Origin of the sequence: Streptomyces sp. NBC_00539 (genome assembly GCF_036346105.1) — a bacterium.
In the GTDB taxonomy this organism is placed as follows: domain Bacteria; phylum Actinomycetota; class Actinomycetes; order Streptomycetales; family Streptomycetaceae; genus Streptomyces.
In genome coordinates, this window is record NZ_CP107811.1 from 6,245,717 (window position 1) to 6,270,932 (window position 25,216).

General features: G+C 73.2%; 21 protein-coding genes. 7 read left to right on the top strand and 14 right to left on the bottom strand.

The features are described 5' to 3' along the window. The first annotated feature begins 78 nt into the window (after positions 1 to 78). On the top strand, positions 79 to 1,608 hold the full coding sequence (locus tag OG861_RS28200; protein WP_329192808.1) for an MFS transporter: 1,530 nt from the start codon (positions 79 to 81) through the stop codon (positions 1,606 to 1,608). On the opposite strand, the gene OG861_RS28205 is transcribed toward OG861_RS28200, so the two are convergent. The 4 genes from OG861_RS28205 to OG861_RS28220 form a co-directional block, all read right to left on the bottom strand. Next, entirely contained in the window at positions 1,588 to 2,388 is an 801-nt protein-coding gene (locus OG861_RS28205; protein WP_329192807.1) for a hypothetical protein, read from the bottom strand. The two genes, OG861_RS28200 and OG861_RS28205, sit on opposite strands and share 21 nt — an antisense overlap. Positions 2,389 to 2,469: 81 nt before the next feature. Next, entirely contained in the window at positions 2,470 to 3,006 is a 537-nt protein-coding gene (locus tag OG861_RS28210; RefSeq protein WP_329192806.1) for a cupin domain-containing protein, read from the bottom strand. Then, positions 3,003 to 4,244 carry a cytochrome P450 gene (locus OG861_RS28215; protein ID WP_329192804.1) on the bottom strand — a complete coding sequence of 414 codons (1,242 nt, stop codon included), beginning with the start codon at positions 4,242 to 4,244 and terminating at the stop codon, positions 3,003 to 3,005. The genes OG861_RS28210 and OG861_RS28215 overlap by 4 nt, the downstream gene beginning before the upstream one ends. Positions 4,245 to 4,260: 16 nt before the next feature. After that, positions 4,261 to 5,322, bottom strand: a complete 1,062-nt coding sequence (locus tag OG861_RS28220) for a type III polyketide synthase (protein ID WP_329192803.1) — start codon at positions 5,320 to 5,322, stop codon at positions 4,261 to 4,263. A gap of 205 nt (positions 5,323 to 5,527) precedes the next feature. Between OG861_RS28220 and OG861_RS28225 the strand changes: the two genes are divergently transcribed. Then, a complete protein-coding gene (locus OG861_RS28225) occupies positions 5,528 to 6,784 on the top strand; it encodes a cytochrome P450 (RefSeq protein ID WP_330261895.1) in 1,257 nt (418 codons plus the stop codon). Further along, positions 6,781 to 7,035, top strand: coding sequence for an acyl-CoA carboxylase epsilon subunit (locus tag OG861_RS28230; RefSeq protein ID WP_329192801.1), 255 nt, complete (start codon positions 6,781 to 6,783; stop codon positions 7,033 to 7,035). Before OG861_RS28225 ends, OG861_RS28230 begins: the two co-directional genes overlap by 4 nt. 156 nt (positions 7,036 to 7,191) lie before the next feature. Here OG861_RS28230 and OG861_RS28235 read toward each other — a convergent pair whose 3' ends face one another. Both OG861_RS28235 and OG861_RS28240 read right to left on the bottom strand, forming a co-directional pair. Beyond that, positions 7,192 to 8,364 (bottom strand): anhydro-N-acetylmuramic acid kinase, encoded by a 1,173-nt coding sequence (locus OG861_RS28235; protein WP_329192800.1) that lies wholly within the window; start codon positions 8,362 to 8,364, stop codon positions 7,192 to 7,194. Beyond that, positions 8,361 to 9,659, bottom strand: coding sequence for an MFS transporter (locus OG861_RS28240; RefSeq protein WP_329192798.1), 1,299 nt, complete (start codon positions 9,657 to 9,659; stop codon positions 8,361 to 8,363). The genes OG861_RS28235 and OG861_RS28240 overlap by 4 nt, the downstream gene beginning before the upstream one ends. Positions 9,660 to 9,901: 242 nt before the next feature. On the opposite strand from OG861_RS28240, the gene OG861_RS28245 reads away from it, so the two are divergent. The 3 genes from OG861_RS28245 to OG861_RS28255 all read left to right on the top strand — a co-directional run bounded on the left by OG861_RS28245 (position 9,902) and on the right by OG861_RS28255 (position 14,669). Beyond that, on the top strand, positions 9,902 to 11,989 hold the full coding sequence (locus OG861_RS28245) for a SpoIIE family protein phosphatase (RefSeq protein ID WP_329192797.1): 2,088 nt from the start codon (positions 9,902 to 9,904) through the stop codon (positions 11,987 to 11,989). Between the two features lie 224 nt (positions 11,990 to 12,213). Next, entirely contained in the window at positions 12,214 to 12,864 is a 651-nt protein-coding gene (locus tag OG861_RS28250; RefSeq protein ID WP_329192796.1) for a DUF4360 domain-containing protein, read from the top strand. A 188-nt stretch (positions 12,865 to 13,052) separates the two neighbouring features. Further along, positions 13,053 to 14,669: a phospholipase D-like domain-containing protein gene (locus OG861_RS28255; protein WP_329192794.1), complete on the top strand. Its 1,617-nt coding sequence runs from the start codon at positions 13,053 to 13,055 to the stop codon at positions 14,667 to 14,669. 16 nt (positions 14,670 to 14,685) lie between these two features. Here OG861_RS28255 and OG861_RS28260 read toward each other — a convergent pair whose 3' ends face one another. The 3 genes from OG861_RS28260 to OG861_RS28270 form a co-directional block, all read right to left on the bottom strand. Beyond that, on the bottom strand, positions 14,686 to 15,333 hold the full coding sequence (locus OG861_RS28260) for a hypothetical protein (protein WP_329192792.1): 648 nt from the start codon (positions 15,331 to 15,333) through the stop codon (positions 14,686 to 14,688). A gap of 127 nt (positions 15,334 to 15,460) precedes the next feature. Then, the gene (locus OG861_RS28265; protein ID WP_329192790.1) at positions 15,461 to 17,446 is read right to left on the bottom strand and encodes an RICIN domain-containing protein; all 1,986 of its coding nucleotides are present in this window, start codon (positions 17,444 to 17,446) and stop codon (positions 15,461 to 15,463) included. A 384-nt stretch (positions 17,447 to 17,830) separates the two neighbouring features. After that, positions 17,831 to 19,048 (bottom strand): Ig-like domain-containing protein, encoded by a 1,218-nt coding sequence (locus OG861_RS28270; RefSeq protein ID WP_443056745.1) that lies wholly within the window; start codon positions 19,046 to 19,048, stop codon positions 17,831 to 17,833. 400 nt (positions 19,049 to 19,448) lie between these two features. On the opposite strand from OG861_RS28270, the gene OG861_RS28275 reads away from it, so the two are divergent. Continuing rightward, positions 19,449 to 19,883 carry a VOC family protein gene (locus OG861_RS28275; protein WP_329192787.1) on the top strand — a complete coding sequence of 145 codons (435 nt, stop codon included), beginning with the start codon at positions 19,449 to 19,451 and terminating at the stop codon, positions 19,881 to 19,883. 258 nt (positions 19,884 to 20,141) lie between these two features. On the opposite strand, the gene OG861_RS28280 is transcribed toward OG861_RS28275, so the two are convergent. The 5 genes from OG861_RS28280 to OG861_RS28300 all read right to left on the bottom strand — a co-directional run bounded on the left by OG861_RS28280 (position 20,142) and on the right by OG861_RS28300 (position 24,892). Then, entirely contained in the window at positions 20,142 to 20,408 is a 267-nt protein-coding gene (locus tag OG861_RS28280; RefSeq protein ID WP_329192786.1) for a hypothetical protein, read from the bottom strand. Between the two features lie 27 nt (positions 20,409 to 20,435). Further along, complete coding sequence (locus OG861_RS28285) at positions 20,436 to 21,083, bottom strand: hypothetical protein (protein ID WP_330261896.1); 648 nt, start codon at positions 21,081 to 21,083, stop codon at positions 20,436 to 20,438. A gap of 80 nt (positions 21,084 to 21,163) precedes the next feature. Then, entirely contained in the window at positions 21,164 to 22,441 is a 1,278-nt protein-coding gene (locus tag OG861_RS28290) for a pyroglutamyl peptidase (protein ID WP_329192782.1), read from the bottom strand. 55 nt (positions 22,442 to 22,496) lie between these two features. Then, on the bottom strand, positions 22,497 to 23,726 hold the full coding sequence (locus tag OG861_RS28295; RefSeq protein ID WP_329192780.1) for a low temperature requirement protein A: 1,230 nt from the start codon (positions 23,724 to 23,726) through the stop codon (positions 22,497 to 22,499). Between the two features lie 74 nt (positions 23,727 to 23,800). Continuing rightward, the gene (locus OG861_RS28300) at positions 23,801 to 24,892 is read right to left on the bottom strand and encodes a mechanosensitive ion channel family protein (protein WP_329192778.1); all 1,092 of its coding nucleotides are present in this window, start codon (positions 24,890 to 24,892) and stop codon (positions 23,801 to 23,803) included. Positions 24,893 to 25,216: the final 324 nt, after the last annotated feature.

Genomic DNA, 25,216 nt, shown 5'->3' on the forward strand with positions numbered 1-25,216 from the left:
CGGCCCGGGGGCTCCGCTCGCCCACTGTCGAAGCAGACACCCGCCCGCCAGTACGAGTGGAATCCATGGAGTGCCACCGTGTCCACAGAACCCACCGGTCCCGGAACCAGCACCGCCGCCGACGCTCGCGACGCCGCACCGCGGCCCGATCCACGCCGCTGGTGGATCCTCGCGGTGATCGGCCTCGCCCAGGTCATGGTCGTCCTGGACGCCACGGTCGTGAACATCGCCCTGCCCTCCGCCCAGGCCGACATCGGCTTCTCCGACGGCCAGCGCCAGTGGGTGGTGACCGCGTACGCCATGGCCTTCGGCAGCCTGCTGCTGCTCGGCGGCAGACTCGCCGACCTGTTCGGGCGCCGCAGGGCCTTCATCATCGGCCAGGCCGGTTTCGCGGTGTCCTCCGCGGTCGGCGGCTCGGCGGCCACTTTCGGTCTGCTGGTCGGCGCCCGCGCCTGCCAGGGCGTGTTCGCGGCCCTGCTGGCGCCCGCGGCCCTCTCGCTGCTCACCACCACGTTCACCGCCCCCGCGGAACGGGCGCGGGCCTTCGGTGTGTTCGGGGCCCTGGCCTCCTCCGGCGGGGCGGTGGGACTGCTGCTGGGCGGGGTGCTCACCGAGCACCTCAGCTGGCGCTCCACCCTCTACGTGAACGTGCTCTTCGCCATCGCCGCCGTGCTCGGGGCCCTCCTGCTGCTCCCGCCGCAGCCCGCCGCCACCCGGACCCGGCTGGACCTGCCCGGCACCGCCCTGGCCTCCACGGGCGTCTTCTGCCTCGTCTACGGGCTCGCCGGGGCGGGCTCCCAGGGCTGGCTCTCCCTGCGCGCCGGGGGTTTCCTGTGCGCCGGCGTCCTGCTGATCGCCGCCTTCGCCCTGTGGCAGGGCCGCTCCACGCATCCCCTGCTGCCCCTGCGGATCGTGCTCGACCGGGTGCGGGGCGCGGCACTGCTGGCCATGTTCATCGCCGGCGTCGCCACCTTCGGGGTGTTCCTGTTCCTGACGTTCTACCTCCAGCACACCCGGGGCTACAGCCCGGCCATGACCGGTCTGGCATTCCTGCCGATGTCCGGCGCGATCATGTTCAGCGCGATGGGCAGCGGCTCGGCCCGGTTGCGCAAGGTCGGCGGGCGCACGCGTGTCGCCGGCGGGATGCTGCTGGCGGCGGGCGGGATGGCATGGCTGACCCGCCTCTCCGTCGACGGGTCCTACATGATCGAGGTGCTGCCGGCCCAGATCGCCTCCGGCCTCGGTGTCGGACTGCTGACGGCGGCGGCCATGAACCTCGCCACGGCGGGCATCGCTCCCGGGGAGGCCGGAGTCGGCTCCGCCACCGTCAACTCGATGCGCCAGATCGGGGGCTCGGTCGGCACGGCGCTGATGAGCACTTTCGCGGCCGCCGCGACGGCCGGCTACCTGGCGACGCACCGGCAGCCCGGACCGCTCACCGCGGGCCGGGCTGCCGTGGAGGGCTGTCACGCCGCTTTCACGGCTTCGGCCGTGGTCTTCGCCGCCGGAGCCGTCCTGACGTGGTTCATGCTGCCCGAGGGACTGTCGGTGGAGCGGAGCCACGGTCGCCCCGGGCAGCCCAGGGGGTCAGAGGCAGTTCGCGATTGAGCTGCGGATCCGGTCGCCGGTCGAGAAGTGCTTGACCTTGCAGTGGTTGGTGCCGATGCCGCCGTCGACCTGTCCGTAGCCGGGGCCGATGGTCAGGACGGAATCGTTCTGGCCGCGGACCCGGTCGTCACCGGGGCCGCCCAGGATGACGCCCGCGGACTCCGAACCCACCGACTTGGGCTCGATGACGTCGTCGCCGGCGCCGCCGAGCACCCGGCCGCCGAGGTCGACGTTGCCCGTGCGGATCAGGTCGTTGCCGTCGTTGCCGAAGACCTGGCCGCCGCCGCGCTCGTACTCGCCCGGCGCGCCCATCACGCTGCCGGTGGTGATGGTGTCGTTGCCGTGGTCTCCGTACACGGCGGCACCGTGGGCCGCCGTGCCGACGACGAGGGCGGTGATGATCGTGTCGTTCCCCAGGCCGCCGCGCACCGTCGAGTTGCCGTTGCGCGGGTACAGGTTGTTGACCTGCAGCGTGTCGTCACCTTCGCCGCCGAGCACCTGGGCGTCGATGAGCATGCCCTTCACCCGGATGTTGTCGTTGCCGCCCTTGCCGTCGATGATGGCGTTCTCGACGTCGTTCTCGCACACGATGGTGTCGGGTCCGTCCGTGCCCTCCACCACCGGCCCGGGACGGGCTTCCTGGCCGTTGACGTAGCACCAGTGGGACGGCAGGGGTTCGGCGGCGGCCTGGGCGGGGCCCGACGCGAGCGAGGCGGAGGCGACCACCGTGGCGGCCAGGGCGTACGTCGCGGTGCGAAGCGTGCGGCGAGTGCGCAGCATTGAGTCTCCCGAGCGTGGTGAGGGGTGGGAAGGGGAACGGTGTCCCGGCCGCGAGGGGCCGGCCGGTCGGCCGGCCGCCAATCAGGACGGGCCGTGGCGCAGCGGTGTCAGCTGCTCGATGTCGTAGCGGGCCCGCAGTTCCCGGATGGCCGAGGCGTCCGGTGAGGGGTTGGCGTCGAGCAGTTCGAGGAGCTCCTCGAAGTACCGTTCGTGGTCGGGCGGGGGAGAGGCCTGGAAGAACATCCGGGCCGGTTCCCCCGTGGGGTTGGCGAAGGCGTGCGGACAGCCGGGCGGTACGACGATGACCGTCCCCGGGGTGGCCCGGACGACCTGGCGGCCGTCGAGCGACTCCCAGCGTCGCCAGTCGTCGCCGCTACGGACGCGAGGCTCGAACGCCATCACGTCGAGTTCACCCTCCAGGACGTAGAACAGCTCCTCGCTGCGCGTGTGGAGGTGCGCCCCGACATCGAATCCGGGCGGTACGACGACCTCGAAGCTGGAGGCGACCCGTGAGTCCTTGCCCGTGACCTTGAAGGTGACCTGCTGGGCGGCGCTGTGCAGGGTGCGGCCGTGTCCCGGTGGCACCAGCAGTCCGTGCCGGGCCAGGTGCGCCGTCACGACCAGGTCACCGGCAGCGCCTCGGGTCCGCGGATCAGCGCCCCCGGCCGCCAGCCCAGTTCCTCCACCGGCACCGCGAACCGCGGGTCGGGGAAACGGTCCAGCAGCGCGTTCACGAGCAGCTCGGACTCCAGCCGGGCCAGCATGTTGCCGGGGCAGAAGTGCGGCCCGTAGCCGAAGGAGACGTGCGCGTTGGGCGTGCGGTCCGGCCGGATCTCGTCGGGGTCGGGGAAGACCTCCGGGTCCCGGTTCGCGGCCAGGTAGGAGACGTACACCGCCTCGCCGGCGCGGATGACCTGGCCGGCGACCTCGACGTCCTCGAGGGCGATCCGGGACAGCCCGACCGAGTTGCGGTGCGGGATGTAACGCAGGAGCTCGTTGATGGCCGTGGGCCGCAGGGCGGGCGAGGCGCGCAGCTCGTCCATCAGATCCGGCCGGGTGAGCAGGACGTACACCATGTTGCCGACGTTGTTGGTGACGGCCTCGCCACCGATCTGCAGGAGCAGGGCCAGCCCGACGGCCTCTTCCTCGGTGACCTCGCCGGCCGCGACCGCCCCGGCGAGCATGCCGATGACGTCGCCCACCCCGTCGGCCCCGCCGTCCTCGCCCCTGGCGCCGCGGCAGGCCCGCAGCCGCTCACCCAGGTAGGCGCACATCTGCGTCTTCGCCTGCTCGCTGCGCTCGGCGCCCTGGGCGGAGGACAGGATCTTGGCGGTCCACTCGTGCATCTTGGGGCGGTCCTGCTCCGGAACGCCCATCAGCTCGCAGACCACCGCGAGCGGGAACGGCGCCAGCAGTCGCTCCGTGAGGTCCGCGGGCGGCCCGTCGCGCAGGATCGCGTCGACGAGCTCGTCCAGCATGTGTTGCGCCCTGGTCCGCAGGCGCTCCACCCCGGCGGTGGTGAACGCGGCGGCGACGGTGCGGCGCAGCCGCGTGTGGTCGGGCGGGTCTTCGATGCCGACCGCCCCGGGGGCCGGGATGAAGTGGGGGGCCAGACGGGTGACGTCGTGCTCCATCACCAGCTTGCGGCTGAACCGGGGGTCGTTGGTGACCATCCGCACGTCGTCGTACCGGCAGACGAGCCAGGCCCATCCGCTCCCGTTGGGGAGTGTGATGCGGGTGATCGGCCCCGCGCGCATCAGCTCGGCGAGGACGGGGTCGAAGTCGACCCCGTCCAGGTCCAGGGCGGGCCAGTGCGTGACGGGTGGCCTAGAGGTGGCGGGGCCGTCCTTCAGCATCGTTCGGATTCCTCCCTCACGGGGTCGCCGGATCCGAAACCCAGCTCCCGATCGAGATCTCGGCGGTGATGCCCGGCCCGAACCCGGCGAGCATGCCCTTGGCGGCATGGGCGGTGCCGTTCTCGTCGAAGAGCCGGCGCAGGGCGTCCAGGACCACGGCGCTTGCGATGTTGCCGTATTCCGTCAGTGTGGCCCGACTGAAGCGGAATGCCTCGGCAGGCACACCGAGGTACTTGCTGAGGTCGTCCAGGATCCTCGGGCCACCGGCGTGGATGATGTAGAAATCCAGCGCCGAGGCGTTCCACCCGTGCGCCTGGGCGAGGCGTTTGAGTGACGGGGCCAGCGGTTCCATCGTGCCCGGGACGCGCCGGTCGAGCTTGAAGTGGAATCCGGTGGCCTTGACGTCGTACATGATCCAGTCCTCCGTCTCCGGGATGATGTACGACCCGTTGCGGTGGAGGTCCACGCCCGTGCCGCCCCGGCCGCGGACGACGACCGCGCCGACGCCGTCACCGAAGAGGCCGTTGGAGAGCAGGTTGCCGACCTCCAGGTCGCTCGGCTGGTAGCAGAGCGAGCAGAACTCGCAGGAGACGATCAACGCGTTCGCCGCCGGGTAGGCGGTGCAGAAGTCGTGCGCCCGGTTCACCGCCGCACCGCCCGCCGCACAGCCCAGCTGGGCGATGGGGAGCTGTCTCGTATCGGTGCGGAAGCCCATCGAGTTGATCATCCAGGCGGTCAGCGACGGCATCAGGAAGCCCGTGCACGACACGAAGATGATCAGATCGATGTTCTCGGGACGCAGCTGCGCGTCATCGAGGGCCCCGCGTACCACCGCCGGTATCCGGTCCTTGGCCTCCGCCTCGTAGACGGCATTGCGTTGTTCGAGGCCGGGGTGCCGCAAGGTCTCCTCGATGGGACGCACGATGTGCCGCTTCGCGACGCCGGTGTTCCGGATCAGGCGCAGCGCGAGGTCGAGCTGCGGGTGATCGGCGTGAACGGACCGGGCCAGATCCAGGGTCTGCTCCATGGTGATCACGTGCTCGGGCACGTGCACCGTTGGTCTGCACAGAGTCGCCACAGTCGGCTCTCCTTTCCTTTCCCGACCAAGCCTCACGGACCCGTGCCGGTTCCGCTCGTCGGATCCGCGCCGCCTGGCGACGTGCGCCATTGCGGTGACAGTCGCAGCCACAGGCAGCGGAGCGAGCCGGTGCCGGGAAGGGATCGTCAGCCGGAGTCCCGGCGCATTCGCCTACCTGGAGTGACATCAAGGCTGGGAGACCACCATGACGACAGACCCCGACACGGCTCTTGGGACGCGTCCGGACCCGCCTGCGGAGGGGCCGGTGCACTGCTGGAACCTGGATGACCTCGAAGGCCTGCAGTTCGATCCGTTCCTGCACGCCCGGCTCCAGGACGACAGGGCCACTCGGGTGAAACTGCCGTTCGGTGAGGGCAGCGCCTGGCTCATGGCGCGCTACGCCGACGTCAAGGCCGCCACGACAGATCCGCGCTTCAGCAGGCAGGAACTGGTCGGGCGCACGATCACCAGCTCCTCGCCGCACGCGATCGCCTCGCAGAAGGCGTCACTGAACTACGCCGACCCGCCCCGCCTCAACGACATGCGCCGCGTGGTGGCGCGGGCCTTCACCGGCAAGAGCATGCAGCGGCTGCGGCCCTCCGTGCAGGCCACCGCCGACCGGCTCCTGGACGGGATGGAGGAGCACGGCTCACCCGCCGACCTCGTGGAACACCTGCACGGTCCCTTCCCGCTCGCGGCCGTCGCCGACCTCCTCGGGATGCCGCGGGACATGCGCGAGGGCATGACCTCCTGGGCGAACGTGATCATGACGCCGGGTCCGGCCCCGGAACGCAGCGCCGACGCGATGAAGACCGTCCGCGAGAGCGTCGTCGCGCTCCTCGCGCTGCGCCGCGCGCAGGCGGCGGACGAGCCGGGCGAGGACCTCGCCGCCGTCCTCGCGGCCGCCGCCGACGAAGGGGAGATCACCGAGGCGGAGGCCGTCTCCCTCGCCACCGCGATCCTGGTGAGCGGCGCCCACGCGGTGCGCAACAACAGCGCCAACATGATCTACGCCCTGCTCACCCATCCGGAGCACATGGCCCGGCTGCGCGCCGAACCGGAGATGATCCCGCAGGCCGTCGACGAACTGCTGCGCTTCATCCCGCACCGCAGCGGCGTCGGCATCCCGCGGGTCGCCACGAGGGACGTCGAGCTGGGCGGGGTACTGATCCGGCAGGGGGAGGTCGTCTACTCCTCGTACCTCGCGGCCAACCGCGACCCGGCCGTCTTCCCGAACCCGGACGCGCTGGACTTCGACCGCGGCCCCATCGCCCACATGGCCTTCGGCAACGGGCCCCACCACTGCGTCGGCTCGATGCTGGCCCGGATGGAGTCCGAGATCATCGTCGCCACCCTGCTCGACCGGTACCCGAGGCTGGAGCTGGCGGTGCCGCCGGAGCAGATCGAGTGGCAGCCGGGCGCCCTGATCCGCGGGCCCAAGACCCTCCCGGTGACCTGGTGATACGCCGGATCCAGGTGGTCCGCGGCAACCCGGACCACAGAGAACTGGCGGCCCTCACGACCGCCCTGGTCATGCTGGCCCGCAGCGCCCCGGCGGTGCACGAACACCACCACCACGCACACCCGCACCACCATCACCGCCGCCGTGCCCACTGGGACCGCCACTCGACCCTCGTCCACCCCGCCAACTCCTGGCGCGCCCGTCCCCCGCTCCACAGGACGGGGCACGACCAGACGGGCAGCCGCGTCTGAGCGCGGGCGCGCGGGGGCCGCGCACGCCGCCTCGGGGGCGACCTGCTGCCCCTGGGCGGCCTGCGCTTCTGCGCGCTCTCGCCCCGCCGGGCCGTCCCGCCCGCCCCGAGCCGGCCGTCCGCCGCGAGCCGGCCGTCCGCCGGCCCGTACGCGGGGTCACTGCACGATCAGGGAGTGCGGGGGGCGTGACGGGACGGCGGGCAGCCGCAGGGGGCGGCGGCCCGGGGTGACCGAGCCCAGGACGCGCGGCCCCGAGGCGCCCGTGCATCCGGGCACGTTGCCCGGCAGCCCGTGCAGCGTGAGGTATCCCAGCACCGCGAACGCGTAGGCCTCCTTCGCGGCGGCCGGCAGGCCGAGCTCCTGCGAGCCGCGCAGCACTGCGGGGCCCAGTTCCGCGCGCAGCATCGCCGTCAGCGTCGGATTGCGGACGCCCCCGCCCGAGGCGAACACCTCGGTGGCCCCCAGCGGACGCAGCGCGGCGGCGATCGTGGTGGCGGTGAGACGCGTCAGCGTGGCGATGAGGTCCTCGGGCGGGAGAGCGGCGAAGGCCGGGTCGGCCGCCGTGCCCCGCAGGTAGTCGCGGTGGAAGAGCTCCTTGCCGGTCGTCTTGGGCCAGGGCATCCGGTAGTACGGCTCCGCCAGCAGCCGTTCCAGCAAGGGGGCGTGGACCCGCCCGGCCGCCGCGAGGGCGCCGTCCTCGTCGTACGCCAGCCGCCCGCCTGTCACCTCCCGCACCGCGGCGTCGATCAGCGCGTTGCCCGGGCCGGTGTCGAAGGCCACGGGGTCACCGCCCGAGGGGACGACGGTCAGGTTCGCGATGCCGCCGATGTTCAGCGCGGCCGGGACACCGGGCCGCCCGCGCAGCAGCATCAGGTCGACCAGGCTCACCAGCGGCGCACCCTGGCCGCCCGCCGCCACGTCGCGCGGGCGGAACCCGGAGACGACGGGGCAGCCGCTGCCCTCCGCGATCCAGGCCGGCTCACCGAGCTGGAGCGTGCCGCTCACCCGGCCGTCCTGCGTCCAGTGGTACACGGTCTGGCCGTGGGAGGCGACCAACTCCGCCCGGCCCCCGCACAGTTCCCGGTCGGCGCGGACCGCCAGCCGGGCGAAGGCCTGCCCGATGCGGGTGTCCAGGCGGCAGACGTCGGCCATCGTGGTCGCCGCGGGCGGCAGCGCGGCCGCCAGGGCGGCCCGTACGTCGTCGGGGTACGGTTCGCCGACCATCCCCAGCGGTGTCAGGCGCAGCGTCCCGTCCTCGGCGCTCAGATCGGCGGCCGCGGCGTCGACGGCGTCGTACGAGGTCCCCGACATCAGGCCGATCACCCTCATCGCAGCGGCTCCCCGTGGCCGTCGCCGCGCAGGGTGGCCAGCGCGAGCGCGCTGACGGCGCACGCCGCAGCGGCGTACCAGGCGGGCACCGAGGCGTCCCCCGTGGCCGCGATCAGGGCGGTGATGACGAGGCCGGCGCAGCCCGAGAACACCGCGTTGGCCAGCGAGTGGGCGAGCCCCAGCCCGGTGCAGCGCACGCCGCGCGGGAACATCTCGGCGAGCATGGCCGGTCCCGGCCCCGCCATCAGGCCGACGAGCGCGCCCGCCGCCAGCAGTGCGCCGGCCCGGGCAGCGGGGGAGAGCCCCGGGTCCCGCAGCAGGTGCAGCAGCGGGAAGGCCAGCAGCACGACGCCCAGGGCCCCGCCGAGCATGACCGGGCGCCGCCCGATCCGGTCGCTGAGCAGCCCGGCGGGCAGGACGCAGGCCGCGAAACCGAGGTTCGCCAGAGCCGTGGCGGTCAGGGCCCCGCGTGCCGAGGAGCCCAGCGCGGACTGGAGGTAGGACGGCAGGACGACGAGGAACGTGTAGCCGGCCGCCGACCAGCCCATGACCCGGGCGACCGCGAGGGCGACCGCACGCACGGGCCCCTGCCCGGGTGGCGCTGCCCCGCCGGGGACCGGCGCGGACGGCGGCGGCTCCTCCAGGGCCGCACGCAGCCACAGGGCGGCCCCGCCGAGCGGCAGGGCCAGCAGGAACGGGATCCGCCACCCCCACGCCCGGAGGGCGGCTTCGGGCAGGACGCCGGCGAGGGTGGCGGCCGTCGCCGCTCCCGCCAGCAGCCCGAGGGCGACGGTGAAGGACTGCCACGCCCCGTAGAGCCCGCGCCGGCCCGGCGGGGCGGATTCCGTCATCAGCGACACGGCGCCCCCGAACTCCCCGCCGGCCGACAGCCCCTGCAGGACGCGCAACAGCGTCAGGAGCCAGGGCGCGGCGGGACCGATGACGGCCCGGGTGGGCAGCAGCCCGATCAAGGTGGTGGCCAGCGTCATGAGGCTCACGGCGAGCACCAGGACGGGCCGCCTGCCGAGACGGTCGCCGAGACGCCCGAACAGCAGCGCTCCCACGGGGCGGAAGAAGAACGCGAGGGCGAAAGAGGCGTACGTGGCGATCAGCGCCGGGGCGCCACCCGCCGCCTCGGCCGGTGGGGTGAAGAAGTGGGTCGCGATCACGGTCGCGAAGCAGCCGTAGACGCCGAACTCGTACCACTCGACGAGGTTGCCCACCGAGCCGGCCAGCAGCGCACGGCGGGAGGCGGCGCGGTGCGGGGCCGCCGGGCGCAGGGCGAGAGGGGTCACGCGTGCTGCGTGCCCACCGGGCGGGGCCGCGACGCCGGGCGGCCGTCGGGTTCAGCAGAACGCAGCACCCGCGTCGAAGGCGTCCTTATGCGTGGAATCCGATCCCGCCGCTTCGCTTATGGCCGCGGGGGGCGGAAGCCGGGTCGCCGGTACGCGGAGACGGTGGGAGGGTTTGGAGGAACGGCGCGGTGGTGTGGGCCGGCACGGGGTGCGCCACGGAGTGAACGGAAAGGGTTCGGGCCATGAGCACGTCCGACGCGTTCCGGGCCGAGATCCACAGCACGGAGGCGGATCCGGGGTCGACAGGCGGCCTGCTCGACGTACTGAGCCTCGCCGCGGTGGTCCTGGACGACCGCGGCCGCATCGTGTTCTGGAGCCCCCAGGCCGAGGACCTGTTCGGCTACTCCGCGCAGGAGGCGCTCGGGCGGCCCGCGGCCCTGCTGCTGGTGTCGGAGGAGAACCGCGGCCTGGTGGTCGAACTGTTCACCCAGGTCATGAAGAGCGGCCGGCGCTGGGCCGGGAGCTTCCCCATACGGCACAAGGACGGCAGCTCCCGCCTGGTCGAGTTCCGCAACATGCGGCTCCAGGACGACCTCGGGGACTTCTACGCCCTCGGCATCGCCACCGATCACCTCACGCTGCGGCGTGTCGAGCGCGACCTGGCCCTGTCCCTGCGGCTGGTCTCGCAGTCCCCGATCGGCCTCGGCGTGACCGACACGGAGCTGCGGTACGTGCTGGTCAACCCGGCGCTGGAGCACATCAACGGCCTGCCCGCCTCCGAGCACCTCGGCCGGACCGTCCGCGAGGCCCTGTCCTTCCTGGACGTGGAGGCCATCGAGTCCTCCATGCGGGAGGTGCTCGCCACCGGCGTACCGCTCCTGGACCAGTTCGTGACCGGCCGCACCCCGGTCGACCCCGAGGAGCGGGCCTGGTCCGTGTCCTACTACCGGCTCGACGACGCGGCCGGGCACCCGCTGGGTGTGGCCGTCTCGGTGGTCGACGTGACCGAGCAGCACCGGGCCGCCGCCGACGCCGCCCGTGCCCGCCGCCGCCTCGCGGTGGTGGCGGACGCCTCCGTACGCATCGGCACCACGCTCGACCTGGAACAGACCGCGCGGGAACTGGCCGAGGTGTGCGTACCCCAGCTCGCCGACGTCACCACCGTGGACGTGCTCGACAGCGTCCTGCACGGCCGCCGCACCACCGGCGAACCGGCCGGACCGGCCCGCTTCCGGGCCTTGGCGGTGGTCACCGCCTACCCCACGGGAGCCGCCCAGGCCACCGACCCGGCCGGCGAACTCGCCCAGTACGACACCGACCGCGTCATCACCCACTGCGTGAACACCGGGCGCCCCGTCCTGCTGGCGCGCGTGAGCGGCCCGGACCTGCGCCGCATTGCCCGGGACGACAACGCCGCCGCGCTGCTGGCCGCGGCCGGGGTGCACTCCTACCTGGCGGTCCCGCTGGTGGCCCGCGGCGAGGTGATCGGCGCCGTCGGCATGATGCGCGCCCGCACGCCGGCACCGTTCGACGAGGACGACGTCACCCTGGCGGTCGAACTGGCCGCGCGGGCGGCCGTCTGCGTCGACAACGCCCGGCTGTTCCAGAACCAGCGGCACGCCGCCCTCACCCTCCAGCGCAACCTGCTGCCGCACCAGCCGGCCCACCGGCTCGGCCTGGAGATCGCCCACCGCTACCAGCCGTCCGGGGCCACCAGCGAGATCGGCGGCGACTGGTTCGACGTCATCCCGCTGGCCGACGACAAGACCGCCCTCGTCATCGGCGACGTCATGGGCAGCGGCATCGCGGCCGCCGCCACCATGGGACAGCTGCGCACCGCGACCCGGACCCTGACCCAGCTCGACCTCGACCCCTCCCAGGTCCTGCAGTACCTCGACCAGGCCGCTGCAGGCATGGAACACACCATCACCACCTGCGCCTACGCCGTCTACGACCCCCTGCGCGCCGAATGCCACATCTCCCTCGCAGGGCACCTGCCACCGGTCCACATGCGCCCCGGCCGGCTCCCGGAACTGCTCGACCTGCCCACCGGCGCCCCGCTCGGGGTCGGTGGCGTACCCTTCCACACCACCCGGATCGCGCTCGCCCCCGACGACCAGCTCGTCCTCTACACCGACGGGCTCGTCGAGACCCGCGACCAGTCCCTCGACGAGCGCCTCGACCTCCTGCTCAGCCTGCTGGCCGGCCCCCACCGCCCCCTGGAGGCCACCTGCGACCTGCTCCTGCGCGCCCTGCGCCGCCCCGGCGACCACGACGACGTCGCCCTCCTCATGGCCCGCATCCTCCCGGTCGACCCCACCCTGCCCTGACCCGGCCCGCCGGCCCGCCGGCCCGCCGGCCCGCCGGCCCGCCGGCCCGCCGGTACGCCGGGGCGCAGCAGCGCCCCGCGCCACGGTCGGTTTCTTCGGCCGGTATGCGACCTACTGCGGGCGCGGGCGGGTCCCTACTATCCGAAGCGGTCCGCAACCCGCTCCGCCGTGCGGCCGGACGTCCCCCACATCAGGCAAGGCCACCGACAACCGATCGGAGCATCATGCCCGGTGTCTTATTCGTGAGCGGTGCGACCGCCGCGCTCCTCGCCGGCTCAGCGCTGGTTACGTCCGCTCCCGCCCCCTTCACCCCGCCGCCCGACAAGATCGTCATCGACGTCGCCTCCGTCAACGGCTCCGGCTGTCCGCTCGGTACCGCCGCGGTCGCCCTCGCCCCCGACCACACCGCCTTCACCGTCACCTACAGTCAGTACCTGGCACAGGTGGGCCTCGGTGCGCAGCCGACCGACTTCCGCAAGAACTGCCAGATCAACCTGATCGTCCACGTCCCGCAGGGCTACTCCTACGCCGTCGCGAGCGCCGACTACCGCGGCTACGCGCATCTGGAACGCGGCGCGCGAGCGACGCAGAAGGCCTCCTACTACTTCCAGGGCTCGCCCGACACGGCGAGCAGGACCCACGCGTTCAACGGCCCGCTCGACAACGACTGGCAGGTCACGGACTCCACCGACTGGGACCAGCTGGTGTGGGCGCCGTGCGGGGTGCAGCGCAACTTCAACATCAACACCGAACTGCGGGTCAGCGCGGGCGCCTCGGACCCGGCCAAGACCAACAGCTTCGTCGCCATGGACTCCGCGGACGGTGACATCCGGACCGTCTACCACTTCGCCTGGAAGACCTGTCCCGCGCGCTGATCCCCCGTCAGCCGCGGCGGCGGCCGGGCACCCGGGGCCTGCGTGCCCGGTCGTGCCCGGCCGTCCGCTGCCCGCGGGGTGGCCGAATCCGACACAGGGGATTCCGGGCACCTCCCTACGCGGTGGTAACTTCCCGCGAGTCGATCTTGATCGGCTCCTCGTCCACGGCTCTCGCCCAAGGAAGTACATTGCCCCGCCCCTCGCTCCGCCGTCCCTCCTCCCTGCTCACCCGGGCCGCCGCAGCGGCCGTACTGCTGGCTCTGCTGCCCGCCGGCGCGGCGGCGGCCGAACCCGGTTCGCCGACCCCGCACCTCGACGCGGTCGAAGGGACGCTCCGTCAGGTGTCCCCCGGACTCGAACGCCGGGTCTGGGAACGCACCGCGGGCAACGCCCTCGACGCCTCCTCGGCGGGCGGCGGAGACTGGCTGCTGCAGACACCCGGCTGCTGGGGCGACGACACCTGCGCCACGCGGCCGGGCACCGAGCGCCTGCTGGCCAAGATCACCGAGAACGTCTCCTCGGCCACGGGCACCGTCGACGTCTCCACCCTCGCACCCTTCCCCGACGGAGCGTTCCAAGACGCCCTGGTCGCGGGCCTCAAGGCAGCGGCGGCCCGCGGCAACAAGCTCAAGGTGCGCATCCTCGTAGGGGCCGCGCCCGTCTACCACCTGAACGTACTGCCGTCCAAGTACCGCGACGACCTCGTCGCCAAGCTCGGCGCCGACGCCCGTTCCATTGACCTCAACGTCGCGTCGATGACGACGTCGAAGACCGCCTTCTCCTGGAACCACTCCAAGATCCTCGTGGTCGACGGCCGATCGGTGATCAGCGGCGGCATCAACAGCTGGAAGGGCGACTACCTGGAAACCGCCCACCCGGTGGCCGACGTCGACATGGCCCTGACGGGGCCCGCGGCCGCGTCCGCGGGCCGGTACCTGGACGAGCTGTGGTCCTGGACCTGCCAGAACAAGGGCAACTTCGGCAGCGTCTGGTTCGCCTCCTCCAACGCCGCCGCCTGCATGCCCTCGCTCGCCGGGGACGCGGCGCGGCCGGAGGCTCGGGGCACCGTACCGGTCATCGCCGTCGGCGGACTGGGCGTGGGCATCAAGCGCGACGACCCCGCCTCCGCCTTCCGGCCGTCCCTGCCCACCGCCGCGGACACCAAGTGCGGCGTCGGCCTCCACGACAACACCAACGCCGACCGCGACTACGACACGGTCAACCCGGAGGAGAGCGCCCTGCGGACCCTGATCTCCAGCGCCGGCCGGCACATCGAGATCTCCCAGCAGGACCTCAACGCGACCTGCCCGCCACTGCCCCGCTACGACGTCCGCGTCTACGACGCCCTCGCCGCCAAGATGGCCGCCGGGGTCAAGGTGCGCATCGTGGTGAGCGATCCGGCCAACCGGGGAGCCGTGGGCAGCGGGGGCTACTCACAGATCAAGTCCCTCTCCGAGATCAGCGACACGCTCCGCGACCGGCTCGCCCTGCTGACCGGGGACCGGCGCACGGCCGGCGCCGCGATGTGCTCGAACCTCCAACTGGCCACCTTCCGCGCCGCACAGGACCCGACGTGGACGGACGGCCACCCGTACGCCCAGCACCACAAGCTGGTCTCGGTGGACGGCTCCGCCTTCTACATCGGCTCGAAGAACCTGTACCCGGCCTGGCTCCAGGACTTCGGCTACGTCGTGGAGAGCCCCACCGCGGCCCAGCAGCTCGACGCGCAGCTGCTGGCCCCGCAGTGGCAGTACTCCAAGGCGACCGCCACCGTCGACTACGAACGGGGCATCTGCCAGGGGTGACCGGGCCCGGTCCGGCCTAACGCCTACGGGCGCGCCGCAGCCACAGACCGACGGCGGTCCCGGCGAGGGCGGTGACCGCCACCCCGGCCGTCGTCCACCACCAGCCACTCCCGTCGCCGGACGCCTCGGCCGCCCCGGCGGCAACGGGCGCGGCCGGGGCGGAGCCTGCGGAGGACGGCGCGGGACCCGGCGAGGACGGCGCGGGACCCGCCGAGGACGGCGCCGGGCCGGCCGGTGACGGCGCGGCCGCCGACGGCTGGGGGTCGACCACCGGTACGGCGATCTCCTTCTCCGCGTGCCCCAGGGCCGGGAACCCGACGTCGACGGAGACCTTCCACGCGCCCGGCGGCAGGACCTCGGCCGTGCTCCACCCCGCACCGCCACCGCCACCGGCATCGCGGACCAGCCGCCAGGGACCCGCGGTGCGAGAGCCGTCCGCACTGGTCGCGTTCACCGTGGCGGCTACCGCCTCGTCCACGGCGTCCCCGTCGTTCTCCCAGGTGACTTCGGTGGTGAGGTGGCCGTCCCGCTGGCCCGTGATCACGACCTTGACGGTGTCACCGTGCGCCTGGGCGGCGGTGGGGGCCACGAGCGCCCGGGTGAGGGCCAGGGCCAGGAAACCGGTGGCGGTCAGGGCCTGGAAGGAGTGTCGTCTGCGTCGCATCGTCGTGGTGCTCCCATTGCGGTGGGGTGGAGAAGGAGGGGTCGGGGAGGAGGGGCGGAGAAGATGAGGGGAGGGCAGTGGAGCGGGGACGGCCGTCCCCGCTCCACTGCCCGGTGCGTGCGGCAGGTCAGCCGGCCTTCTGGACCGTCCACACCTGCGTCGCGCGGCCGTCCGCGCGCTGGAGGTCGAGCAGCCAGTCCCCGTAGTAGGGGCGGTTGCTCACGGTCAGCGCGTAGCCGCCGGAGGCGTCCGTGACGGTCACCGCGCCCGCGCGGGAGGAAACCCGCCAGTTCTGGGCGGAGTTGTTCCCGCACGGCTGCTGGGCGACCCACACGCCGGCGGCCGGGGCGCTGCCCGTCTGGAGGCACTTCCCGGAGGCCGCCGAGCGGATCCGTACGAGCCCGCCGCCCGCGTCGTCGAAGTACCACTGCTGCGGCGCGTAGCCGTTGGCCCGGGCCCCGACGAGCACCGTGCCGTCGGCGGTACGGCCGCCCCACAGCTCGGCGGACATGCCGGTGCTGCCGTTGCCGAGGGTGTAGCGGCTGCCCGGGGTGGTGGCTCCGCCGCCGGCGCCGGGCGTACGGAAGGACGCGGCGCTGCCGGGGCCGCTGTCACGGCCGGCGCCGTCGCGCACCGATACGGCGACCTTGTAGTCCGTACCGGGCTGCAGGTTGTAGATGCGCAGTACCTGGGACTGCGTCCAGGTCAGGTGCTTGCCGTTCAGCAGCACCTGGTACCAGACCGCGCCCTCCACCTTGGGCCAGCTGACGACGACCGAGTCGGCCTTGAGCTGACCCGCCGTCACGGTGGGACCGCCGGTGGGCTTCTTGGTCGGGTTGGGGCTGGGCGTCGGGGTCGGCTTCGGGTTGGGGTTCGGGTCGGTGCCGCCGCCCGTGCGCATCAGGAACTGGTTGTTCGCGATGTTCCAGTGCGTGGCCAGGTAGCTGCCAGGCTTGGGGTTGGTGTGGAAGTAGTCGTCGTGGTTGCAGTCCAGGATGTTCTCGGCCGCCTGGTTGGAGCACACGTACCGCATCTGCGGGTAGTACGGGGTGTCCGAGTAGCACATCACGTCGTACTCGTCCGTGCAGTGCGCGCCGCGGCTGGTGTTGGGGGCGCTGTTGTTCACCGCGCCGAGGTTGTGGCCGAGTTCGTGGGCCGCGGTGTGGCCGCCCCAGCAGCCGGAGTCCGTACGGCCGTAGGAGGGGCCGAAGTTGCTCAGGTTGTCCTGGCCGGCGCGCTCGTCGCCGTTGAACGTGCCGATGCCGCAGTAGACCTGGGTGTCCGCGAAGATCATGTACTTGCGGTCGCGGCGGTCGAGGCCCTTGCCGGCCAGCGCGTTGTTCGTCGCGCTGAACTCCGAGAGCGAGGACGCGGGGAGTTCGATGTTCAGCACCGTCGGGGTGCAGTCGGCGGCCGTCACGTAGCGGATGTGGCGGATGCCGCCGGTCTCCTGGGCGCTCGTCGAGTAGATCAGGTCGGCGTCGGCCGCCCACTTGCGGAACGAGGCGACGTACTCGGAGTACCGGTCGCGGTCGGGGCCGTGCACGTAGACCACCTGGACGCGGTTGCCGGTGCTGCCGTCACCGTCGCACTGGACGGTCTGGCCGGCGGGGCCCGTGGCGACGGCCTTGCCCGCGGACGAGGGCGCGGGCGCCGGGGCGGCGGCAGCGGCCTTGGCGGTGCGGGCGTCGGCGGCGGGCGCGTCCTGAGGACGCCCGTCGGCCTCGGTGCTCGCGGGGGTGCTCGCCTCGGGGTGGGCCGGATCCGCCGCGGCCGCCTTCGTCTTGACGGCGGGGGGTATCTCGGCCTTGATGTCGACGCCCTTGGGCGGCGCGTCGGGGCCGTGCGTGCACTGCCCGGCTTCCGTGCGGTAGACGCCGACGCAACGGTCGCCCTTCTGCGCGGCCTTGAGGCCGTCGTAGACCATGCCGCGGGCGTCCTCGTTGGCGGGCGCGCCCCCCAGGGGCGCCGGCTCCTGGTCCCTGGCCGGTGCGGCGGCCGGTGCGGGTGTCTGCGAGCCGAGCGCTTCGGCCTGTACGGGCTGGGCCGCCTGGGCGCCGTCACCCAGTCCGGAGTAAGCGACTCCCCCCGCGATCACCGCCGCCGTGGCCATGGCGGCGGTGATGAGTATGAACCGCCGGGGTTTACGCCGGTGTTCTCGTCTGCGATGTCTAGTCATGCGCACCTCAACTCGTGGTCGGAAGAGTGGGTGCGCGGAAGCCTGCCAGACGGTTTGCGTGGAAAATTCGGACAAACGGGAAAGCAGTCCGAGATATCGGACCGTTACCTACCGGAACGTATTTGATGAACGGTCAGATCCCTTGTGCCACAAGGGGTATACGCGCGTCAACCGTTATTGGTCCAGGCCTTTTATGGTCATCTCGTTATGTAATCGAGATATAAGGTCCAGGCTTGTTGACGGTAATTCAGTCAGTCTTTCATCTATTTATCACCAGCCGAATTCCCGCCGTCACGAACCGTGAGTTGGGCCGGACCCTCAGGTGAGGGGCCGCAGCCGCGAGGAGGCGCGGACCGCCGCCGGCACCGCGGAGGAGGCTTCCCGGGCGGCGGCGAGAGCACTGCCCTCCTGCCAGGCCCGCCAGTCCAGGTTCCAGTCGCCGTAGCCGTTCCCGAACGGCGTCATCTTCTCGCCGCCGCTGTTCACCACCTCCACGATGTCCCCCTCCCGTACCGTCCCGAAGAACCAGGCGGCGTCCTCGGTGCTCATGCCGGTGCAGCCGTGGCTGACGTTCTCCTCGCCCTGCGCCTCCACCGACCACGGCGCGGCGTGCACGTACTCGCCGCTCCACGTCACCCGCGTGGCATAGCGGACCGGCAGGTCGTAGAACTCGCTCGTGCCGCGGCCGATGCCCACGGAGTCCCCCCGCATCCGCACCTCGAGCTCCTTGCCCAGCACGACCTTGACACCGGTGCGGGTGCGGAAGCCGGCCTTTCCGGTGGTGACCGGGATCGTCCGGATGACCCGCCCGTTGCGGCGTACGGTCATCTCGTGCTCCGCGGCGTCGGTGACCGCCTCGACGCGGTCCCCGATGGTGAGGTCGAGTCCGTCCGAGGAGCCCCCGTAGGCGTGCTCGCCCACCTCGACCCCTTCCAGACCGCTGCGTACGTGCACCACGGCACGGGCCGGCCAGTACGTGCGCGGGCGGTAGTGCAGCGTCGAGGCGTCGACCCAGTGCCACGCGCCCTCGACCGCCGGCTCCGACGTCACCTGGAGCGACTGCTCCACCCGGGCGCGGATCGTCCGGTCGGTGGCGGGAATCGGGCGGCTGAGGGTGGCCGTCACGATCTGGCCCGCGCCGTACGTGCCCTCCTTGGGCCCGAACTCGACCGTGAGCCGGCCGTCGTCCGAGGGCGGCGCGGTCCGGAACGCCATCGTCACGCCGACCGGAGTCCCCGCCGCGTCCTGGGCGCCGACCCGCACCGTGTACTCCTCGCCGGCCCGCAGCGGTTCGGTGTTGGTCCAGCGCCGGTTCCCCGGGGCCAGTGCGCCGCCCACGTAACGCCCGTGCCGGTCGTGGACGGTGACGTCGGTGAGCCGTCCCGGTTCGGCGAGGGTGATCTCCAACGGACCGTCTGCGTCGGTGGGCAGGGCGACCGTGGGCGCCGGCCCGGCCGAACCCGCCGGCCCGCCCAGGACCGATCCGGCGCCCCAGGCCGTCGCCAGCACCCGCTGCTGCCGCCAGCCGTCGCACAGTCCGGCCTGGAGGGCCTTCTCCGCCGGGCACCGTACGGTGACGTTGCCGTGGCCGTCGTCCAGGGCCCTGCCGACCAGCAGCGTGACGGCCGCCTCCGCGCCCTCGGCGGCGAGCCGCGAGGCATCGGATCCCACCGGTCGGCCCGGGGCCGCCGCCACCACGAGGGCCGCCCCGGCAACCGCGGCGAGCACGCCCCACCACCTGTTTCGTCCTGCCCCGTGTGCCGATGTCATCGCCACGCAGCCTTCCCGGATCGCCCACGGCCCGATGACACCATCAAAACGATGGGAAGCCTTGATGATGATCACCCGCTCGGGCGGAGCCGCCGAACGGGCACCCAAGACAACCCGCACGGAGCAAGCCCGGGGCCGCCGCCGGGAGCGGTGGTAGCTTCCGGCCATGGAACAGCGCATCAGCCTGATCACCCTGGGCGTCGGCGACCTGGCCCGCTCCCGGGCGTTCTACGAGGGCCTCGGCTGGCGGGGACAGGAGACGTCGCAGACCGTCTTCTTCCAGACCGGCGGCCTCGCCCTGGTCCTGTGGAGCCGCGCCGAGCTGGCGGCGGACTCCGGGATCGAGGACACCGGCCGGGCGGGCTTCGGCGGGATCGTGCTCGCGCACAACGTGCGCGACCGCGAGGAGGTCGACGCGCTGATCGCGGCGGCACGCGACGCCGGAGCCACCGTCACCCGCCCTCCCGCGACCACGTTCTACGGCGGCTACGCGGGCACGTTCACCGACCCCGACGGCCACCCCTGGGAGATCGCCCACAACCCCGGCTTCACCCTCGCCGACGACGGCTCCCTCACCCTCCCCGACTTCGGCGCGGCATGACGGCGCAGGACCGCCGTTCAGCGCTCGCCTGCGGGAGCCGGGTGCCAAGGGGTGGTCCCGTCGTCCGGGCCGTCGTCCCCGTCGGCCGCGCCGGTCAGCCCGGCGGCCGCGATCACGCCCGGTCCGTGGGGCGCTCCCGACGGGGTGTCACGGCGCCGCGCCGGCTGTTCCGTACGAGATGCGGACCGGGCCGCGGACCGGCGGAGTGGCGGCGCCGCGCCGGACGGGGGCGGCCGCTCGGGGCGCGCCGCGGGTGCCTCACCTGCCGCGGCGCTTCGCCACGGCCGTGAGCCCGTAGTCCAGTTCGGCGCCGTCGACGAGCAGGGCCTCCACCGTGCCGCTGTCGGGGTCGATGTCCGCCAGCATGCCGCCCCCCTCGTAACGGGGGTACCCCGAGGCGCCCGTCTCACCGGTCGGCTCCACGACGGCCGAACGTACGGGGTCGCCGGACCGGTGGGGTTCCCCCGGCTTCTCGACGTGGGTGGGGACCAGGAGGATCTCGAAGGGCTGCAGTGACGTGTTCATGGGACGACGTTAACCACGCCCGACGGCTCAGCGGGGGAGCGGCGCCGCCGCGAGGCCGGACGCGGCGAGGGCGCGGCGCATCGCCGGGAGGTCCCGGGCCGGGTCGCCGGCGGCGAGCTCCTCCAAGTGCTCGGGGGACAGGCGGTAGCCCTCCGCGGCGTCGAGGAGGACGGACGCCGTCGGGCCCTCCACCGGCTCGTCGGAGTCGGCCAGCAGGCCGAGCACCTCCTCGCGGTCCAGGAAACGGCTCATGCCGCAGTCCAGGCCGTCGTCGGCGAGGCCTTGCGGGTACGGCGCGCGGGCCCAGGAGCCGTTCTCGTACCAGTAGACGCAGCCGAGTTCCCAGCCTTCGAGCAGGTCGCGCAGCTTCTCGTGCGGGAGCCACCGGGGCGCACCCGCCAGCATGTCGATGCGGGGCTCGTGCCACTTGACGCCGCTCGACTCGTCCTCGCCGTAGAGCACGTAGCGGCCCTCGCCGCCGCGGGACAGGGTCCACCAGGTGCAGCCCGCGTCGTCGAGGTGGAGGCCGGTGCCGGTGATCCAGTGGCCCGTACGGTGCACCCCGCGGCCCTCGGCTTCCGTGGTCGCCTCCAGGACGGCGAGCAACGCCCAGAGCGCCCATAGGAGTTCCGGCGAGGGCAGGTCGCCGGGCTGCCCCGGTCGATGGACCGTCATGGTGTCGTCGACTTCCTTCGGCTGACGGGCGGACGTACGCGTCAGATCGTATAGCCCGCCCGTGACGCGCCTGCTCGGGATCAGCGGGCCGTGGGCGCGGCCGCGTGTTCCAGTACCGCGCGGACCTCCGCGGTGATCGCGCTCTCGTTGCGCTCGAACTCCGGGCCGGTCAGCAGCTGCGGATCGGCCGGCAGGCCCGTCAGGACCGGGGTGTGCAGGTGGCCGCCCGGCAGCGCCGGGGCGAGCTCACCGCGCAGCCGGTTGGAACGGTAGGCCACCTCGTTGGAGAGGTAGCCGCCCCCGCCGCCCTCCACCGCCCGGGAGCCGGGGGTGGGGCCGTCGGCCCGGTCCACCGGCGCCGTGCCGCCCGCCGGGATCTCGGTGACCTCCGTATTGAGGAAGACGGGGTAGGGGGCCTGGACGGCGCCGGTCACCGCGTCGGCGGGCAGCGTGGTGGCGATGAACTCGGCGCCCGGGCCGAGACCGGGGGCGGTCACCGGGTGTTCCCGGGTGCCGCCCGACAGGGCGCCGGTGTTGTCGGGGTACGGGTCCGCCGACCGGGCCCGGCCCGCCCACGCCTCCAGGGTGAAGATGCCGGGGTAGCCCTGGCTGACGGTGGTGATGACGTCCGCCGCCGCGGGGCCGCCGGCCAGCCTCGGGGCGAAGGCCCGCTCCACGATCCCGGCGTCGAAGTCGGCGTAGCGCACGGGCAGGACCACGGCGCGGACCTCGGCGGGGCTCCCGTCGGCCAGTGTGATGCGACGGCCGCTCAGCCGCAGGGCGGCGGAACCGGACGGGTTCGCGCGGCGGAGCTCGGCGTCCAGCCCGAAGGGGTCGAAGCCGCTGATGAACACGCGCCGCACCCCGGGCGCCGGCCGGAACGCGTTGTCCGTGAGGCCGCGCGAGGCGTCCTCGAAACGGCTGCGCAGGGCAGGGCGGTCGACGGCGAACCCCGGGTCCCAGCGCGCCAGCTGGGCGGTCATGGCGAGCCGGGTCCAGTACAGCGGCCGGTCGTCACCGGCCGGCAGGTCACCGGCCGGCCGCTGCCCCTGGGCCCTGCGCACGGCGGACTGCCACAGCGCCCCGCCCCAGCTGTCGAGCAGCCGGCCGGCTTCGGCGGGGCCGCGCACACTGCACAGGGCGGTCGGGAAGCGACGTACGAAGTCCCCGAAGCCGCCGCGCTCCACGAGCGCCGCGGTGCGGGGGTCCGCGAGCCGCGCCTGCTCGGCGTCGGGCGCGGCGGCGAGGGAGGTGCCGCACGCCGCGCCGTCGGCCGCGTGCGCGGCAGGGGCGACGGCGAACGGGAGGAGGACACAGAGGAGGGACGCGGCAGACGCCACGCGCCGTAAGATCGTCATGCGATGTGACATTACATAGGGCCGGTCGCCCCAACCAGGGCCTCACCGGACAGCCTTACGGATGCTCCTCGGCCGCCGCCGCATCGCGCCGCCGCAGCACCTTGCGCGCGTACAGCAGGTGCACGATCGCCTCCGCCGCCAGGAGCAGGACGGCCAGCCACGGCGCGAGGTGGGCGCCGCCCCACACGACGAGCAACGGGACACCGATGCCCGGTACCGCCCACACGGCGACGGAGGGCAGGGAGCGGCGGTAGCGCAACCCGATGCAGGCGTGGGCGGCGTGGTAGAGCGCCAGTCCGCCCGCCAGGGCCCGCAGCGCCCCGGACGGCAGGTGTCCGCGGTCGGCCTCGGCGACGGCGGTCGACAGCCCGCCGGCCATGCACAGCACGCCCGCGGTCACGAAGAAGTGCAGAAAGCCGCCGACGTCACGCGCGAGCAGATAGGCGGCGCGGTCGGTCGCCGCGGCGAACACGCGCTCCGCGGAGGCCGAGCCGAAGTCGAAGTACGACCACCAGAGCGCGGCCAGCAGGACGAAGCCGAGGACGCCGGTCACCCCGGCCCGCAGCGTCCACGCCTGGTCGGTGGCGGTCACCAGGGCGATCACGGACTCGCCGAGCACGATGATGACGACCAGCCCCACCCGCTCGACCAGGTGCCCGGTGTCCAGACGCCGGGGCACGCCCGCCCCGCGCGAGCTCAGCAGCAGCACCATCTCGGCGGCGATCAGCACGGCCCAGACGCCGTACTGCGCGGGCGCGGGGACGGCGGCGGATCCGGCCCACAGCAGGCCGGAGGCCAGGCAGTAGCTCAGCGGACGCCAGCGGGGCACCCGCTGCGGACCGGGGAACCGGGTGGCCGGCCACCACAGCCCGAGGAGGACGAGCCGGGTGCCCGCGTAACCGAGGGCGTACCAGGCCCCCCGGTCCGTCTCCGCCGCGGGCACGGCGACGGCCATGACGGCGAGGCAGAGCATGGCGGACAGCATGAGGAGCCGGCGGCGCGGGCGGTTGTCGGCGAAGACGTTCGCCGACACGGTGAGGTTGATCCACAGCCACCACGGCGGGAAGTAGAGCGCCAGGAACACCGCGAAGTCGCGGGGACTCGGATCGCCGTGGAGCCGGCCCGACAGCTGGGCGGCGAGGGCGACGAAGACGAGGTCGAAGAAGAGCTCCAGCCAGTCGGCGTGGCGGCTTTCGTGCGCCGGCTCCTCAGCCGGCCCGGCGCCCGCAGCCGGGCCCCCGACGGTGTCGCCGCCCCCGCCCGCCCCCGGCTGAGGTGTGGCCATGGCTCCGCCCCGGTCCGTCCCGCCGCGCACGCGGCCTGCCCTTCGTATGACACCACGGCCCCGGGCCGGCCGCATCAGCGCACCGTCGTCCGCCCGCCCTCGCGCTGGTGCGGCAGGACCGGGTGCACCGGTGGCGCGTCCTCCCGCCGGAGGGCGACCGTCCGCGTCGGAGCGGGTATCGAGATGCCTTCCTCCCGGAACCGCTGGTGCAGGCGCTTGATGAACTCGTGCTTGATCCGGTACTGGTCGCTGAACTCGCCGACGCCGAGGATCACGGTGAAGTTGATCCGTGAGTCCGCGAACGTGTGGAAGCGGACCGCTCCCTCGTGCTCGGGGACGGCGCCGTTGATGTCGGCCATCACGGTGTCGACGACGTCCAGCGTCACGCGCTCCACGTGCTCCAGGTCGCTCTCGTACCCCACGCCCACCTGCACCAGCAGCGACAACTGCTGTTCGGGCTGGGTGTAGTTGGTCATGTTCGTCTTGGCGAGCCGCCCGTTCGGGATGATGACCAGGTTGTTCGACAGGTTGCGGACCACGGTGTTGCGCCAGTTGATGTCGACGACGTACCCCTCCTCGCCACTGCTGAGGCGGATGTAGTCACCGGGCTGCACCGTCTTCGACGCCAGGATGTGCACGCCCGCGAAGAGATTGGCCAGGGTGTCCTGGAGGGCGAGGGCCACCGCGAGACCGCCCACGCCGAGCGCGGTGAGCAGCGGCGCGATGGACACGCCCATCGTTTCGAGTGCGACGAGCACGCCCATGGTCAGCACCACGATGCGCGTGATGTTGACGAAGATGGTCGCCGAGCCGGCCACTCCGGTCCGCGACTGCGCCACGGACTGGACCAGGCCCGCGATGACCCGGGCGGCGCTGAACGTGGCGAAGAGGATCAGCAGGGCGGTCAGCGAGGCGTTGACGAACCCCGAGATCCTGGCCGTCAGCGGCAGCGTCCCGGCGGCCACCGCCACGCCCGTGATCACAGCGGCTCCCGGCGCGAGCGTGCGCAGCGCGTCGACGATGACGTCGTCGCCGCTCCACCGGGTCCGCTGGGCGTGCTTGGCCAGCCAGCGCAGCAGCCCCCGCAGCAGGAGCGCGGCCACACCCCCGGCGGCCAGCGCGATCCCGGCCACCAGCCAGTCGTGCAGGACGAGGTCCCGGTTCAACGCGGGCCCTCCGTTCCACGTCGGACCGGGGGAGCGGCGACGGCCGCCGCAGGCCGTCGTATGGGGTGTGTCGTCACCTTGTCACCTGTCAGTTCGTCGTGCGGAGGCTCCCGTTCGGGCGGATGGGCGCCCTGCGAACGGGAGTTTCCATCCTGCCCCATGGGAGGGGCCGGCCCGGCGGCCGGGCCGCCCGCCACCGCCGCTCCTCGCCGCCGGCCCCCCGCTCCCCGCCGCCGCTCCTCGCCGCCGGGCCCCCCGCCGCCGGTGCGGGCGCTGCCCCGTCCGGGGGAAGGCGCCGGGCGCCCGCGTGAGCCGCCCGGCCCC